General features: G+C 57.9%; 12 protein-coding genes and 1 other RNA gene. 10 read left to right on the top strand and 3 right to left on the bottom strand.

Features of this window, described 5'->3' with window-relative positions:
* Positions 1-172 precede the first annotated feature (172 nt).
* The 3 genes from O3S85_RS07335 to O3S85_RS07325 all read right to left on the bottom strand — a co-directional run bounded on the left by O3S85_RS07335 (position 173) and on the right by O3S85_RS07325 (position 6,738).
* The gene (locus tag O3S85_RS07335; protein WP_269539249.1) at positions 173-2,887 is read right to left on the bottom strand and encodes a hypothetical protein; all 2,715 of its coding nucleotides are present in this window, start codon (positions 2,885-2,887) and stop codon (positions 173-175) included.
* A 255-nt stretch (positions 2,888-3,142) separates the two neighbouring features.
* Entirely contained in the window at positions 3,143-4,555 is a 1,413-nt protein-coding gene (locus tag O3S85_RS07330) for a vWA domain-containing protein (protein ID WP_269539247.1), read from the bottom strand.
* Between the two features lie 236 nt (positions 4,556-4,791).
* On the bottom strand, positions 4,792-6,738 hold the full coding sequence (locus O3S85_RS07325; RefSeq protein WP_269539245.1) for a hypothetical protein: 1,947 nt from the start codon (positions 6,736-6,738) through the stop codon (positions 4,792-4,794).
* A 190-nt stretch (positions 6,739-6,928) separates the two neighbouring features.
* Between O3S85_RS07325 and O3S85_RS07320 the strand changes: the two genes are divergently transcribed.
* From O3S85_RS07320 to O3S85_RS07275, 10 genes are all read left to right on the top strand, one after another.
* Positions 6,929-7,912: a glycosyltransferase family 10 domain-containing protein gene (locus O3S85_RS07320; RefSeq protein WP_269539244.1), complete on the top strand. Its 984-nt coding sequence runs from the start codon at positions 6,929-6,931 to the stop codon at positions 7,910-7,912.
* Between the two features lie 154 nt (positions 7,913-8,066).
* An RNA gene (gene rnpB / locus O3S85_RS07315) (RNase P RNA component class A) lies at positions 8,067-8,451 on the top strand.
* 78 nt (positions 8,452-8,529) lie between these two features.
* Complete coding sequence (rpsT, locus tag O3S85_RS07310; RefSeq protein ID WP_269539243.1) at positions 8,530-8,790, top strand: 30S ribosomal protein S20; 261 nt, start codon at positions 8,530-8,532, stop codon at positions 8,788-8,790.
* A 138-nt stretch (positions 8,791-8,928) separates the two neighbouring features.
* Entirely contained in the window at positions 8,929-9,753 is an 825-nt protein-coding gene (locus O3S85_RS07305; protein WP_269539241.1) for a pseudouridine synthase family protein, read from the top strand.
* Between the two features lie 107 nt (positions 9,754-9,860).
* Positions 9,861-9,956 carry an AURKAIP1/COX24 domain-containing protein gene (locus tag O3S85_RS07300; protein WP_189511993.1) on the top strand — a complete coding sequence of 32 codons (96 nt, stop codon included), beginning with the start codon at positions 9,861-9,863 and terminating at the stop codon, positions 9,954-9,956.
* 381 nt (positions 9,957-10,337) lie between these two features.
* Positions 10,338-11,366: a hypothetical protein gene (locus tag O3S85_RS07295; RefSeq protein ID WP_269539239.1), complete on the top strand. Its 1,029-nt coding sequence runs from the start codon at positions 10,338-10,340 to the stop codon at positions 11,364-11,366.
* Between the two features lie 6 nt (positions 11,367-11,372).
* Positions 11,373-12,026, top strand: a complete 654-nt coding sequence (locus tag O3S85_RS07290) for a hypothetical protein (protein WP_269539237.1) — start codon at positions 11,373-11,375, stop codon at positions 12,024-12,026.
* Positions 12,023-12,598, top strand: a complete 576-nt coding sequence (locus O3S85_RS07285) for a hypothetical protein (RefSeq protein ID WP_269539235.1) — start codon at positions 12,023-12,025, stop codon at positions 12,596-12,598. Before O3S85_RS07290 ends, O3S85_RS07285 begins: the two co-directional genes overlap by 4 nt.
* A gap of 6 nt (positions 12,599-12,604) precedes the next feature.
* Positions 12,605-13,123 (top strand): hypothetical protein, encoded by a 519-nt coding sequence (locus O3S85_RS07280; RefSeq protein ID WP_269539233.1) that lies wholly within the window; start codon positions 12,605-12,607, stop codon positions 13,121-13,123.
* 60 nt (positions 13,124-13,183) lie between these two features.
* Positions 13,184-15,328 (top strand): type II secretion system protein GspD, encoded by a 2,145-nt coding sequence (locus tag O3S85_RS07275; protein WP_269539231.1) that lies wholly within the window; start codon positions 13,184-13,186, stop codon positions 15,326-15,328.
* The last annotated feature ends 51 nt before the right edge of the window (positions 15,329-15,379 follow it).

Genomic DNA, 15,379 nt, shown 5'->3' with positions numbered 1-15,379 from the left:
AACTGAAACTAAAGCGGCAAGATGCTGCTTTTACAACGAACGGCGGTGACGAAGCACCGCCCTCCAGCCTATCATTGCACTACAAAAAAGCGCAGCCCGTGAAGAGCTGCGCTTTGCGATGCAAAGTAAGTTGCGGGTGGGCTTAGCTGCGGTCGGCTTAGTTGCGCCGGGCTTAGTTGCTGGGGTCGGGGTCGCCGTTCCAGAGGGGCGTGTAGTCGTCGCGGTAGAGCGGCCACATGGCCTTGGTCAAGCCGGTGGGCTGGTTGGCGGAGGTGCCGCCGCCGTTGGTCCAGAGCCAGTAGCGGTCCGCGTAGTCGAAGAACACATCGTTATCCCAAATGGATTTCGCGCCCATGATCTGCATGGCCAGCGCGGTGCCGACATTGACCGAGCCGTTGATCGCGCGGTAATAGATGGGCAGATCGGCGTTGTCGCGGGTGGGCGCATAGCTGTGGCGGATGCCCCACTCGGGCGTGCCGAGGTAGTTGCTGTCGTAGGGGATGATGTCGCCCTCGGTGATGTCGCGGCTGTCGGGGTCCCACTGGCCGCCTTGGGACTTGAGGCCGCTCTGGGTGATGTCGATCTCGGTTTGCGACACGTAGAAGTGTGTCTGGAATTCCTGAAACTGCACACCGGTGCCGCTGCCCGTGCCGTCGTGCTTGCCCCACGTGCCGACGTCGAGCATGTGCGCGTCGTCGAGGAGCATGCCGGCATAGATGATCGGCAACTTGCGGCCGAGCATGTGACCACCGTCGGCTTGCCAGCCGGGGCCGTTGTCGGCGACGCCGGTGCTGTCGATGCCGTATTGCACGAGGTTGATGATCAGCTTGTCCTTGCTCGGGCTGCCGGTGAGCTGCGAGAAGTCGAGGTTCGTCATCAGGGCGGTATTGTTGACGACGTGTGCCATGTCGCGGCCGTAGTCCGGCATGTTGAGCGATGGGTGGTAGTAGCGGCCATAGTAGCTGCTGCGGTGGTCAATCCACGGGCGCGACATCGCGGCCTCCAGGCTTGGGATGGACGGCAGGCCGGTGCTGGGCGGCGTAAGGTTAGCGAGCTTCGTCAGGTCGAGATCGCCAAACTGGTAGTCGAGACTTTTGTCCGAACCGGCGTAGGGTGGGCGGAAGCTGTAGTCCGTCGGCGTGGCGTCGACCACGGTCAGGATGGCGGCAGAGCGCAGCATCGGGCGGGGGCCGCTGTCCTGATAAGTCGGGCAGCCGGGCTCGCGGTCGGAAGCGGAATTGTAAAGCCAGCTGACGGCCGACACCAGTGAGCTGTCTACCGGCACGGTCAGCGTATTACTCGGCGAGACGGGGCTGCCGTTGGGCAGGGCGACGTTGAGCGACTGGTCGTAACCCTTGCCGTCGTCATAGCCCTGAACGCCGGAGCTGTGGCCTGCGAGTGGGTTGATCATCGAGCCGTTCTGGTTGAGGCGCGGCGTGTAGTTGGGGTCGTTCAGGTGGTTCTCGATGCCAATGATGGTAACCGGTCCTTTGACCCAGAAATCGCCGGTTACATACGTGCCGTATTCATACGCCTGATCGAAGGTCCAGGTGACGCCGTATTGCTGAATGCGGTCCGTCGTTCCCCAGGGCTTGCCGATCTCGTTCGCGCCGGTGATCTCCAGGTCGAGCACTGGCTTGATGCTGCCGTTGGCGGATTCGACGTTGAGGTATTTGTAGTCGCTGCCGGGAACTTTATCGAGCGTGAGGATCAGGTAGGCGTAGTTACCCGCGGGAGTGTTGTTGTCGTAGAAATCCTGCACCCAACTGCTGATATCGACACTGGTGCGGACGCCCCAGCCGTTGGCGGTCAGGTCGGCCTCACTGGCAAAGTCGGCTTGCAGAAGCGTGGCGTCGGGGTTGGTTGGATTCTCGCCGTCGACGTAAAACTTCGGGTCGCCGACCGCGCCGAAGGTGTCGGTGTCGGCGTGTCCGTAGAGGTCGATGTTGCCCATGCCGCTGGGCGCGCCGTAAGAGCCGCCAGTGATGTTGACCGACAACGTCGCACCGGTGACTTCGCCGCCCATCAAATCGGGGAGCTTAACGGGGAGTACCATGCAATAACTCGTGCCGTTGTTATTGCCGCGGCCGAGACGCTCGGGGTTTTGGCCGGTGTAGCCGTGGCTGCCGTTTGCGTTGATGACGGAGTCGCTGCCGCTGACTGTGATTGCCTCGTAGGTGACGACGGGTGGCGGCTGCGTGGCGGGACCGGTGACGAGGCTCAGCTCCGGCTTCACGCTGCTATTGGCGGAATTGGCCTTGAGGTATTTGTAGTCGCCGCCAGGGGTGGAATCCATCGTGACCATGAGGAAGCAATACTCGCCGGGCTGGGCACCGGCGTCGTAGAGGTCCTGCAAGTGGCTGCCGATATCGCCGCTGGTCGCGATGCCGAATCCTCCATTGGCGAAGGTATCCGTGTCCACGAACTGATCCTGCAAAAGGACGGCGTCGGGGTTGGTCGGGTTGCCGCCGTCGACGTAGAAATCCGGGTCCGATACAACGGCGCTGGACGAAACCAGGGTGCTGCCGTAGAGGTCGAGATCGGGCAGGCTGGAGGCACCCCAGGAGCCACCGGTGAAGTTGAGGTTGAGCGAGGCGCTGTTGACTACGTCTCCCTGCAGGTCGGGTAGTTCGAAGGGGAGCACCAGGGTGTAGTTGTTGCCGTCGGCATTGCGTTTGCCGATGCGAATTTCTTGGTCGCCCGCCCATTGGCCGGAGCCACTGGCGTTGACGTTGTTGTCCTGGGTGTGGCCGGTAATGGTCAGGTTGGCGGCGGAGAGGGGCGAAGTAAGGAGGCAGCCGGCGGTGGCCAGCGACGTGAGCAACAGGCGGGAGTCGGGCAGCACAAAGCCACGCAACCCCGCATACAGGGGGAGTTTTTGGGACATAATGAGGGGAGGGTTAGGGATAGCGTTCTAACAAGCTATGCTCCTGATTAAACGGTTGCCCAGTGTGGCCGTCAACAAAAAATCCTCTCGCGTCATGTGCGCGATGATCACGCTTAACGTAGCATCGAAGCCAAGTCCGTTACGATGGGTTGAGCACGGCTTGCGAAAGTGCTCTAAGCCGTGTCTTGCTGAATGTGCCCCACGAAAAACCCCGCTCGTGGTGAGCGGGGTTTCGAAAAAAAGATGTGGCGAGGCTTAGGACTGGTTCTCCTCTTTGTCCTTGGCGAACTCCTTCAGGTCCTTCTCTTCGATCTTGCGGAACTTGCCACCACGGAATGGGCGCTGGAGTTTTTCCATGATGTCCTTCTCCTTGTCGGTGGTCGAGTAGCCGACGACGTGGAGCGGGGGAAGTTGCGACTTGTGGACTTCGCGGTAAATTTCCTTCACGCGGTCACCCACCATGTCGACGAACATTTCGTTGGACATACGGTGCCAGAAGCTTGGGGGCCAGCCGACATCCTTGGGCGCGCTGGGGCGCTGAAAACCGCCGGGGTAGCCGTGCTCACGGATTTCCGGAGGCAGGCCGCGGCGCTTGCGGTCGGCCTGGTAGTCGGCGATCTTCTTGTGAAACTCCTTCATGGCCGCCTGGTAGTCTTTCCATTCCTTGGAATCCTTGAACTTGTCCTTTTTGCGGTGGTAGTCCTCGTAGGCATTCTGGTAAGCGCGGAGATCCTTATCATCCACGGCGCGCGCCAAGCTGGGCGTGCCGTCGGTGATCATGAAGATGGCGTCAGCGCCGTTTTCAGCGGCGGCGAGAATCGCGAGGTCCATGCGGGAGCTGCCTTCGCCACGCTTTTGCTCATCTTCGGAAAGTGGTTGGAGCTCGAACTTGGCGTCGGGCGAATCCTTCTCACCGGAAATGCGAACGAGCTTTTCGCGGCGGATCGGCAGGCCGGTCATGTCGGGAACAATGTCAAAACCCCGGGCACCCTGATAGGAGAACCGGTTGTTTTCCCACTTCCAGAAGCGCTCGATCCAGCGGCCGGCGGCTTGGCGATTGGCTTCGCTGGCGGCGACTGGCTTGGGGCGGAAGACTTCCAGGTTATCGTCAAAAGCGTAAATGTTAAACAGGGTGCCGGGCTTGAGGTTGTTGATCATGCCAGCGATCTCGGTCTTCACTACGTCGTAGCCCCAGACGTCGCCGCGCTGCTTCTCAACCATACTCTTGGCGGTGTCGAGGATGAAGGCCACGTTCTCGCCGTTGTCCTTAATGCCGAAGAAGTCGACCGAGGAGCGGGAGAAGTCCACGCCGCCGCCATCGAATCCGCCGCGACCACCCACTACGCCGCCGGTGCCGACGGCTACCTTGGACTCGACCACGGGCATGTTGATGTCGAGGTCGGGCAGGTTGATCTGCGAAATGTTGGTTACCGCAATGCGGGCCTTGGGGCGTGCGCTGCTCTTTTGGGAGTCCTTCAGGGTGACCTGGTGCTGCGGTGGCTCGGGGGGTGGCGGCGGAATCGCCGGTGCCTCGAGCTCTGGCTCTTCGGGCTTCATGGCCTGCCAAATGGTCAGACCGCCAAGGACAAATAAGCCTGCGACGTGCGCGATCAGGCTGATAATAACCACCTCAATCAGAGGCAGGTTAACTTTTTTCTTTCTGGGCATGGGTAAGACTGGGCAAAGAGGTGAAAATGGCGTTTGCCAAAGCTTGCCAGCACAATGGCGGGAGCCGGAGAGTCAATATCAGTCTTTAAAAACCCGCTTGTCAATCTATATCATAGAATTGATATAAGGGGTTTAGCATTAAAGCTAATGATTGCTTGCACTTTAAATTGTCGGCTCAGGTGTGAGAAAATGGATGCCGCCCAAGGCGGAGACGATTGCGCGGGCTAAGAGCTAATTTAATAGCGGTGAATCGGGGCAAACTTGGCTGCGCTCTCTTTGGTGGTAACGGCGTAGGGTGTGCCGTTGGTCTTAACCGTGAAGAGGGCGAACTTCTGGCCTTCGATATCGACCGTTTCAAAGGGAACTGGCTCGCCTTGCGTTTGCACAGCGACGTTGGTCCATTCGGCGGGGATGTAGGCCTGCACCTGGACGTCTGGCGTTTTCTTGCCGGTTACGTCGAAGGAATAGCCGTCGCGGCGCACGTGGCCGATGCCGAGGTTGACCTTGGCCTTTTCCATGAGTTTGACGATGTCTGGTGCATCACTGGACTCCTTGAAGCGGCCGAGATCCTTGAAGGCTTTGCTGAAAGGGGAGGCGGGGAGGCCGGCGGAGTTAAACAGCGTCTCCAATGGATTGGACGCCTCGCCATAGGCGATCACGGCGACATCGGTAATGTCGGGGTGGGAAACCTTGATGGTGTCGGTGTTGATGACCTCCACGTTGCCCCAGCGCGGCTCCTTGTTGGCGTCGATGAGGATGACGCCGCTCACGCCGTTGATGCTGGGCTCGTAGATGAGGCGCTCGCCGACGTGGCTGAACTTTACGTAGACGGTGCCGCCGTCGGCCTTGATGTCCGCCATGCGCGGGCCAGTGTAGATGTGGGACTGGTTGTAGGCGAGGTCCAGCGCAGCCAGACCCATGCGGCGGCCAGACTCGGCCTTTTGGATCCAGTGGGTGTTCCAGTGGCCGAGATCGTAGAACTCGACGTACTCCATCTTGTCGTCGGCGATGTTAATGGCGTCGCGAAGCTCATTATTGGTCCAGGAGCGGTAAAAGCTGCTGCGGACGGGGTCCAGCGGCGGGCTTTGGCGGTTGTCGCGGCTGAGGGTGCCCCAAATCACGTAAAAGTCCTGGCCAAAGAGCTCGCGCCACTGCTTGAACATGGCAATCAGGCGCTCGTCGTAGCCGCCGCGTGGGCCGCCCTCACCCTGGTGCCAGATGACGCCGCGCATCGCAAACGGCGCGAGTGGGTGGATGCGGGTGTTGTAAAGCGTGGTGGGCCAGTTGACGAAATCCATCTCCCGCAGGCCACCGCCAGGGTAGCGGCCTTTGCCCTTGGGGTCGTCGATCCATTGCTTCTGGTATTCGGTGAACTCCTCGTAGCTCGAAATGGTGGTGCCGTCCTTGGTTTTCTTGGGCTTTTCGGCGAGGTCTTTGTCCTTCTTCGATTTGTAATCGAGGTAGTAATTGCCGCCCTCGCCGTCGAATTGCTCCAGGGTTTCCTTGGACATCCAGGCGGTCTGGTTGGTGCCGGGGAAGGCCACGCGGATCATGCCGACGGGCACATTAATGCCGTCGCGCACCACGCGGGCGAAAAACTGCGGGATGGCCGACTCGTCGCCGAACTCCAGGTCCTTCCATTCTCGGTCCTCGTCCTGGCTGTAAACGGCGGGAAAGCGCTCCACGGGCTCCTGGTTTGTGCCAAAGCCGAAGGTGCGAAAGCGCATGGGCGCGGTGGCGGTGTCCGGGCTCTGGTAGTGCGGATAGACGCCGGTTGGTTTGTCTGGGCCGCCGGCCACCATGTTGGACTGGCCGGAGGCAAGCCAGACTTCGCCCACGAGGACGTCAGTAAACTCCGTCTTCTCGCCGCCCGCGGTTTCCACGGTCATCGTTTGGCCCTTGGCGTTGGCATCCATTGGCGAAAGCTTGGCCATCCATTTGCCGTCGGCGTTGGCCTGGGCGGTGGCGGTTTGCCCGCCGAAGCTGACCTTGACGGATTCGCCGGCGTCGGCCCAGCCCCAGACGGGGACGTCCTTATCGCGCTGGAGGACCATTTTGCTGGAGAAAATCTCCGCCACGCTCAGCTCGGCGTGGGCGATGTTTGCGGCGAGCAGGCCTGCGGCTGCGCTGCCGAGGCTGATTGCCCGGAATAATCGATTCAGGAAGGGGGTGGGTGTTGGCATGGGTATGCTGGTTGGGGGCGGTTGATTAATAAAGGAATCAATCTTGTTATATAACCTCAAGCGCTGAAGGCGTCGTTGTAAAGCGCACAAATTCGATTTGTCGCGGGTGGTGGAATTTCCGAGCCCTGCGGCGTGTGGTCAAAATCACGCTTGGCGCGGCGGGGCATTCTGTGTTTGTTGGGCGGTTTTGATGGAAACCGTCCGGCCAAAGCTGAAGATCGCCTTCGTGGATTTCTGGGAGAACTTTACCCCGGAAAAGTGCTTTCTGGCGCAACAGATTCAAAAGCTCTGCCATGTCGAAATCTCTGACCAGCCGGATGTGGTTTTCTACTCGGATGCGCAGTCGCAGCATCACCGTCAGATCGATGCTAAGCGCGTCTTTGTGGCGATTGAGGACCGCGTGCCGAATTACCGCGTCTGCGATTATTCGTTCACATTTCGCGACATGGAGGACGACCGCAATCTACGGCTGCCGTTCTATGTGGTAATCAGTGATGGCCCGGCTGCGTTAATTAAAGGCAGCGAGGCAGAGGAGGCCCGGCTGCGCGGTGAGCGTCGGCGTTTCTGTGCCTTCGTGGCGTCCAACGCCAATCCGCGGCGGACGGCCCGGCGGCTGTCGATCTTTCATAAGCTGCGGGCGGAACGCCACGTGGACTCCGGTGGCCGGGCTTTTAACAACGTGGGCGGGCCGGTTGAGGACAAAGACGCCTTCTTGCGCGGGGCCCGGTTCAACCTGGCGCTGGAGAACTATGCCAGCCCTGGCTACACCACGGAGAAGATTTACCAGGCGATGCTCGCTCGCTGCATCCCGATTTACTGGGGCAACCCCGACATCGCTCAGGACTTCAATCCCGCCAGCTTTATCAACGTTGCCGATTTCGCCAGCGACGCGGAAGCCGTCGAATACATTGTCGCGGCCGACCGGGACGAGGCGTTACAGGCGCAGTATCACCGCGAGCCGTTTTTTCCCGACAACGAGCCGACGAAATACTTCCGCGACGACTACCTTCTGCCGCAGTTGGAGAAGATATTCTCAGAGCCCAAGCGCCGCCGCTCGCGCTTTTACGTGGGCGACATTGTTTACGACCTCCGCAAGCGCTGGGGCTTCCACGCCCCCTTCCTCGACCCCAACCGCAAGCTCGGCCCCCGCTTCGCCAACGAGGAAGTGGAGTGATAAGGTTTGAAGGTTTGGAGGTTCGAAAGTGGGAAAGTTCGAAGGTTGAGGTTTGTCAGTAACTTTCGAACATCCGAACTTTCCAACCTTCAAACTGCCTCCCCCAATCCGGTATTGCTATTTTCCGTTAAATGCTAGACGGTCATCGCTTGGTTTTCGGGAGGCAGCTCTCGCAGCCGTTCTTTGAGACAGTTGAGGAAAGTCCGGACATCATAGGGCAGGATTCCCCATGAAAGTGGGGGCAGGCGGCGTTTAAGCGCCGTTTGACGGATAGCGCCACAGAGAATATACCGCCCCCTCGGGGGTAAGGGTGAAAAGGTGGGGTAAGAGCCCACCGCGTCTTGGGTAACCAAGGCGGCACGGCAAGCCCATTCCGGTGCAAGACTATGTAGGGGGCCGGGTTGCCCGCCCGCTAAGGCCCCGGGTAAGTCGCACTTCGCTTCGGCGGAGGCTAGGCTTCGGCCTGACAGATGAATGAGAGCACGCAGTGGGTTTCGGCCCGCCGCGAACAGAATCCGGCTTACGCTTTCCGAAAACCTTCATTTTCACCATTGACAGACCGTTCCAAACCCCATTTTTTGAACGGCTTTTCCACATTTCAAATCCTTTACCAGATCATGGCTAACACCAAACAAGCCCAGAAGTACATTCGTAAGACCGCGACCCGCACGGACCGCAGCCGCGCCGTCCGCAGCCGCCTGCGCACGCTGGCGAAGAAGATCAAGACTCTCGCCGAGCAACCGGAAGAGGCGAAGAAGGTGGCGACTGAGTACGCTTCGGCCCTCGATAAGGCTGCCAAGCGCAATATCATCCACACCAACACCGCGAACCGTCACAAGTCCGCGATCTCGAAGTACCTCTTCGAAGCCGCTAAGTAAGGCTCGCGCAGCACGCGCTTTCCACGACTCCCATTGCCTATTGCGGTGGGAGTTTTTGTGTTTTTCAAGTAGCATAGGCGTCTCGCCTGTGCCCTAATCTTTCTGAAACGACACAGGCGAGACGCCTGTGCTACTAATATGCCCGACCCAATCACACTCGATTCGCAAACTGAGCTCAAAATCGGCTTTCCGCCGCCATTGCTGGGCAGTGAGCCCGTACGCCTGCCGGTCGCGCAGCCAGGTGAGGGGGTAGTCGCGCTCACGCTGCCGGGGGGTGTGGTCTCCGATGCGCATCCGTTTTATCCGGGCGCGTTGAACGTTGTCGCCAGCTTGCAGGCGCAGCTGCGCGCGGAGAAGCCGGAGCTGGCTCGTCTGGGCATGGAGGCTGCGCTGGGGGTTAATTTCATTGAGCCGGAGGTTAGTGGGTTGCTCTTGGTCGGCATTACCCGGCCTGGTATCGAAAAATGGCGCAACGCATTTGGCTCCTCACAGCTTTCATTTACCTATGAGTTTGTGGCGCTGGCCAGTGACGACTTGGGGGATGAGATTGTTTGCGATCTGCCGGTGGCCCGGCACAAGGCGCGGCATAAGTCGGAGTCGCGCATGCTGATTTCGCACAAAACCGGCAAAAAGTGTCGCACGGAGTTTCGTCGCCTGGCGCGACAGGGTCGCTACGATCTCTGGTCGGCGACCACGGCCATGCCGCGCGTCCACCAGATCCGCTTGCACGCGATGGAGGTCGGCCTGAGTATCCCCGGTGAATGCTGTTACGGTAAGACGCCAGCCCTGACTTGGTCTGCCTTTGAGGGAAAGGGTAAGCATGGCGACACGAGCGTTGTCGAGGAACGGCCGCTGGTTCATTTGGCCAGGGTGGAGGCGACGCTTGAGTCGCTGGGGCTGACTCCGGTCGTGGCTCCTTTGGAGGGGCGTATCGGGCGTTTGTGGTCGGCATTTTCGCGATAGTCGAAATACCGTAATTTGGCCTTTACAAATGGCAATCAGAGCGCAAGATAGGCGGTTTTTCCAAATTCCAACTTAGCACCAACCAGTCAATACAACCTTAACTTTACATGGGCAATCTCAAGAAGAAGCGTCGTCTGAAGATGAACAAGCACAAGCGTCGCAAGCGCTCACACGCTAACCGTCACAAGAAGCGCACCTGGTAATTCCGGGTCGCGGCTTTTTGCGCCGCAAGACGATCATTGCTCAGCCGACGGAAGTTTCCGTCGGCTTTTTGTGTTTATTGGCCCCGACGTGGCATGTGTGACTCCATGATTTTCTGAACTGGATCACTAGCCTGTTCTTTTGGGGTTTCTGGGGGGTAGGGTTTATTCGGAATCACCAGTTGGTGAAACAAGTGTAAACCGTTCATAGATCGGGACAAAAACGTTGTCAGACGAATTTTTTTTCCTTGTGAAATAAGGGGTCGGCGGGTAGTTCATCTCTTGCTGTCTGGCTATTATGCGAAACGTTCGTCACTCTGATCACTCCAACTTGCGCTGCGATTTGACCCCCCTGGGTTGGCAGGCGGCGACTGCTATCTAACGATGTCCAAGGGAAGTTCCAAAGCGCTATTTGTCGAGCTCTCTGAGTTCTCGCTCCTCGTGGCCCGGGTTTCGGGGCTGGAGCCGCCTTTCACCATTGAAGGCGTTGAAGAGATTCCTCTAAACGAGGGTGAAGAGGTGGTCCGAAGCACGATTTTGTCTCTGGTCGGTAATCCTAAGATTCAATACGCATATGCGGTCTGTGGTATTTATCCACCGACCCGTGTAGTCCGACGGGCTACGCTGGATAACCCGGCTAAAACTAAAGACCCGGCCTACTTACCGGAGTTCCTCAAAAACCAATTTAAAATCGACGTCGCCACCTACGCGATGTCTGTGCTCAACGCCAATGGCGGTGGTGAGTTCGGCTCGGACAAGGCTTCCGGCAAGGAACTCGTCTTCTGCGGGGCCCCGCGCGTGGATCTCGCCCGTGAGCAACAGCGCCTGGTCGACTTTGGCATCTTCCCGACACGCGTGGACATCGGATCGATCTCCACGGTGGGGGCGGTTCTCGACTACCAGCAGCTCAAGGGTGAGAAATCGCCAACGCTGATTCTCGAAATGGGCTACGACGACGCCATGGTGCTCGTCTGTAATGGCAAGTCGCTCGACGTTGCCCGCCCGGTTCCCTACGGCCTCCGCAGCATGTATCCGATCGTGCAGAAAGAACTTGGCCTGAAGGACGAGGAGTCTGCCCAGAAGCTTTTTGGCTCGGCGACCTTTGATTTTGCGGAAATGGGACCCACACTGCTTAAGAAGCTAATGAAGGAACTGCAGGCGTCCACCGGTTTTTACGAGGTGCAGACGGGGCAGACCATTGGCAACATTTTCCTCGGGCTTGCGCCCGATAACCTGGGTTGGATCGCCACAACATTATCCAAGACGTTGGGCGTGCACGTGCTGAAGCCAAACTACGAGGATTGGCTGGAGCATCAGGGCATCAAGGTGGCGAACGGCGTGGATTTGGGCAATCTCGGCCCACGCTGGTTCGGTCTCTTCAGTCTCATGGGCAATTACGCGCCGAAATCTTAATCGACGATGGCAGAGAAAAAATCCAAAGACACTGGAGGCTTCGCTCCTAACTGGCGCCCGGACTTCCGCGACAACGACGTCCTGCCGGACGTCAAGGCGGTCCGCACCAACTTCCTCGTTAACTTCGTGGCGCTGGCGCTGGCGATCCTGGTGGTCGGCTGGTTTGGCTTCCAGGAGTTCCAAGGCCTTTCAATGAACTCGCAAATGGAGGATCTGCAGGCTCAGATTCAAAGCAAAGCTGCGGAAAACCGGGCCAACCTCAAGCAAAGCGCCGAGTTTAAGAAACTTTCACCGCAAGCGGAGGACCTGCTGGAGTTTTACAAGGGTTACCAGGATCCTTTGGAGGTCGCCCTGGCCCTATCGGAATCGCGCCCTGAGACGATCGCGCTGCAGAGCATTTCCCTCGGTAGCTTCGCCAAAAATATCGGCACCAACCGCAAGCCCAAGATGATTATGGTTCCTCGCTACACCTTGCGGGTGGTTCTCAAGGGGAACAACGAGGAATCCCTGGAGCAGGTGAGCAAATATAAGACAATTTTGGGCGACTTGGAGATTTTCAAGGACCGCCTGGATTCGATCGATGAAGACCGTCCCACGCGCAATGAGGATCTCGGGCTCTTCGAATTCACCATCGTCATCAACCTGAAGGAGGCGTCATGAATTCCCAGCAACTCATTGCCAAACTAAAGCAGTATCCGCTGGCCGTCATTTGCTCGCTGATCATCCTTGTGATGCTTGGCCTGAGCTTCGTGCGCAGTGGTAATTTACCCGAGCTCAACGCCCAGTACGACACGCTGCAAAACGAGGCTGAGACCGTGCGCCAAAACAGCAGCAATGCCGTCGATTTGCCCGCAAACCTCAGCGAGTTGGAGAAGTTGGTCGAGAATGTCGATTCCCGCTTGATTGACGCTGATGCGATCACCGCCAACTACCGCTATTTCCTCAGCCTTGGCGAACGGTCGAACATCAGCTACGTCGCCGACCCGCCTGCTGCGAACTACAAGAGCTCCACTTCGCTCAAGAAATATGCGATGGCGGAGTTTACCAATGTGTCCATCCGCGGCCAATACGAGGATGTGCTCAACTACCTCTACCTCCTGCGCACGGGGGATTACCTGATGCGCGTAGATTTCATTTCCATCTCACCCAAGACAGGTGGAAAAAAGCACGAGGTCGTGGCCAACCTGAACATCGTTGGCCTGGCTAAGCAAAAGGAAGAGAAGAAAAAGTAAGCCGCCATGAAAACACCTCACCGCATCTTTCTCCTCCTCCTGCTGGCACCCATTTGCGTCCAGGCGTCTGATCGCGTGGTCGCGCGCACCAAGCGCATTAATATGCTCAAGGAGACCCGCCAATACATGAATTTGGCCGATCCCGAGCTGAAGTCGGAAATTTCCGAAGTCCGCTACCCCTTCGAATTCAAGCCGGAGGAAGTCAAAGCCCCGGTCCAGGTGGTGGACAACAAGCCCGTTGAAGTGGCTCCGGTGGAAATCACCAATGAGGAGATCCTCGATAAAATCGCCCCGAACATTAAGCCAACCGGTGTGCTCTTCAAAGAAGGTGGCAAGGGCGTGCTCATTTTGCCCAAGGGCCAGTTGGCTGATGGCAGCGCGATTCGCGTTAATTATGCCGGCAAGCCATATCTCATCAGGGTTACTGATGTAACCACTGATTCCTTTACCCTCCGACTGGACGACGCCTCGCTTGTGCGACAAATCGATGCGGGGTCCGGCCGCGGGGTAACTCGTGACAAATAAATTCTCTGTATTCTCCCTTTTAACATTCGCCACTGCCTGAACGACAAACTCCTGACCGATATGAAGCACTTGAACCTCTCGCTCCTGGCTTTGCTGGCCATCTTTGCCAGCATCGCGTCGACTCCCGCGGGCTACGCTCAAACCCAACAACAAATTGACGCAGTTGATGAGCGGACGGCCGCTGACGACCCTACCGTCGAGCCTACGGACGAAGATGCTGAGGACATGATCGGCACGTCGATCCCGTCAGCAAACACGAATATTCCTTACGCTGGATCCAGCCTGGAAAGCAGCAAGCCGATCCAGGCGACCAACGGAGGTGCCATGGCCGTTGGCTCCGGTAATACAACCGGCCCAGGGGACGCAACCGGCGGCAGCGACACAGCGAGCACCGGCAGCACTCCCGGCACGACTCCTGCCACTCCTACCGATGCCTACGCACCGGATCAGTCTGGTATGACGATTCGCGAGGTTAAGGAGCAGAAGCAGGTTACCGAGCAGGTTGTCGGCGAAAATGGCGCGCCATCGATCAAGGAGGAGACCGTGGAAATCCCGGCCATGGAAATTGACTTTAGCGGTGGTGGCGGCTCCGCCACGGTCGAGTTCCCCACCGAAGAGGCTGGTATGGAAGCGCTCATGGGCGAGGACGACACCATTTCGGTGGACTTCCCGGACGAAGAAGTGCGCACCATTATCCGCAACGTGGCAGACCTTTACGACCTCAACGTGGTCATCCCCGACACGCTGCAAGGCAGCACCTCGATCAAGCTGCGCAATGTCACTTGGCGCCAAGTGTTTGAAGTCGTTCTCGAACCGCTGCGCTACACTTACATTGTCGACCGCAACATCATCAAGATCAAGAGTATCGACGAGCTCACCAACGAGCCGACCGTCACCCGCGTGTTCCTGATTAACTACGCCGTGGCCGACACACTGCAATCTTCTCTGGCTCCCCTGATCGACTCCGCCAACGGTGGTCGCGTTCAGGTAGACAAGCGCACGAACGCGCTGCTTATCACCGAACGCCCTTCGCGCATGAACGACATTCAGGCGATCATCGAGCGTCTCGACCGCCCGAATCCGCAGGTCATGATCGAGTCCAAGTTTATTGAAATCAACGACGAAGACCGTAGCGACATCGGTGTCAACTGGGCGTCCCTGCAAGGTTATCAAATCAATGCAGGTCCATTTAACCGCGCTTACACCGCCGAGAAGAGCAAGAATACGGATGACAGCGTCTTGACTGACCGCACGACTCTGGCTGATCGTCAAACCAGCAACTCTTCCAGCACTAATCTCGATATTCCGGGTGGCTTGTCCTCGAACACTGCATCTTCGATGCAGGACATCGCTAACAGCGCTTTCAACTACTCAGTCCTCGGCGATACCAACTGGATCAACAACGTCACCCGCTCGGATACAGCAGTCTTCTCGGCCGACGCTTTCAGCGTTATCCTGAGCTTCCTGGAATCTAACACGGACGCCAAGCTGGTGAACAATCCGACGCTGGTTACTCTCGACGGCGAAGAGGCTAAGTTGGTTATCGGCGAGCAATTCCCGATTCCAAGTTACACTTTCAATGACGAAACCGGCTCTTTCGAAGTTAGCGGTTTTGAATACAAGGACATCGGCACGATTCTGTCGGTCACGCCCAATGTGAATAGTGCCGGCTTTATTCGCCTGAATGTCCGCCCGGTCCTTTCCCGCAGTGATGGCACTACGAGCTTCGGTGGTGCCGGTGGTGCTCAGATCCCGGTCATCCAAACGACCTCTACCGAGAGTAACGTGATCCTCAAGGACGGCTTCACGTTGGCTATCGGTGGTTTGATCGAAGAGTTGACCAGCGATCAGGACTCCAGCGTCCCTTACCTCAGCGAGCTTCCGCTGCTGGGTGAGCTGTTCCAGCATTCCACCAAGGTTACTTCACGCCGCAACCTGGTTATCTTTGTCACCGCCAAGACGCTCAATCCTGACGGCACGACTTACAAGGACATCATCGATCCGCGGGTTCTTTACCAAATGGGTATTCTCGAGAACGAAATTCCCGGGTATGTTCTGCCGGAAGAGCAAGCGAGCGCCTACAATCAGATCATGGATCTGCAGACCAAATTCTCCAACGACAAGGCTCAGCTCGAACTGCTTGAGCGCGTCAGCACGCTTGGCGACATTGATGATGAAAACGGCGAAGGTTCGGATAAGGAGTAATTCCCCTCTGTAAATCGCCGTAAAAAAATCATTAATGCCGTTCCCCTTTAT

This window comes from Cerasicoccus sp. TK19100 (genome assembly GCF_027257155.1).
Classification (GTDB): domain Bacteria; phylum Verrucomicrobiota; class Verrucomicrobiia; order Opitutales; family Cerasicoccaceae; genus Cerasicoccus; species Cerasicoccus fimbriatus.
The sequence above is the reverse complement of the archived record's forward strand: the minus strand, read 5'-3'. Positions and strand labels throughout refer to the sequence as shown.

Bases quoted from the DNA above. Each gene is read 5' to 3' on its own strand.
- O3S85_RS07320 (WP_269539244.1), top strand. From the start codon at position 6,929: ATGGAAACCGTCCGGCCAAAGCTGAAGATCGCCTTCGTGGATTTCTGG.
- O3S85_RS07335 (WP_269539249.1), bottom strand. From the start codon at position 2,887: ATGTCCCAAAAACTCCCCCTGTATGCGGGGTTGCGTGGCTTTGTGCTG.
- O3S85_RS07300 (WP_189511993.1), top strand. From the start codon at position 9,861: ATGGGCAATCTCAAGAAGAAGCGTCGTCTGAAGATGAACAAGCACAAG.
- O3S85_RS07280 (WP_269539233.1), top strand. From the start codon at position 12,605: ATGAAAACACCTCACCGCATCTTTCTCCTCCTCCTGCTGGCACCCATT.
- rpsT (WP_269539243.1), top strand. From the start codon at position 8,530: ATGGCTAACACCAAACAAGCCCAGAAGTACATTCGTAAGACCGCGACC.
- O3S85_RS07285 (WP_269539235.1), top strand. From the start codon at position 12,023: ATGAATTCCCAGCAACTCATTGCCAAACTAAAGCAGTATCCGCTGGCC.
- O3S85_RS07295 (WP_269539239.1), top strand. From the start codon at position 10,338: ATGTCCAAGGGAAGTTCCAAAGCGCTATTTGTCGAGCTCTCTGAGTTC.
- O3S85_RS07305 (WP_269539241.1), top strand. From the start codon at position 8,929: ATGCCCGACCCAATCACACTCGATTCGCAAACTGAGCTCAAAATCGGC.
- O3S85_RS07275 (WP_269539231.1), top strand. From the start codon at position 13,184: ATGAAGCACTTGAACCTCTCGCTCCTGGCTTTGCTGGCCATCTTTGCC.
- O3S85_RS07330 (WP_269539247.1), bottom strand. From the start codon at position 4,555: ATGCCCAGAAAGAAAAAAGTTAACCTGCCTCTGATTGAGGTGGTTATT.
- O3S85_RS07325 (WP_269539245.1), bottom strand. From the start codon at position 6,738: ATGCCAACACCCACCCCCTTCCTGAATCGATTATTCCGGGCAATCAGC.
- O3S85_RS07290 (WP_269539237.1), top strand. From the start codon at position 11,373: ATGGCAGAGAAAAAATCCAAAGACACTGGAGGCTTCGCTCCTAACTGG.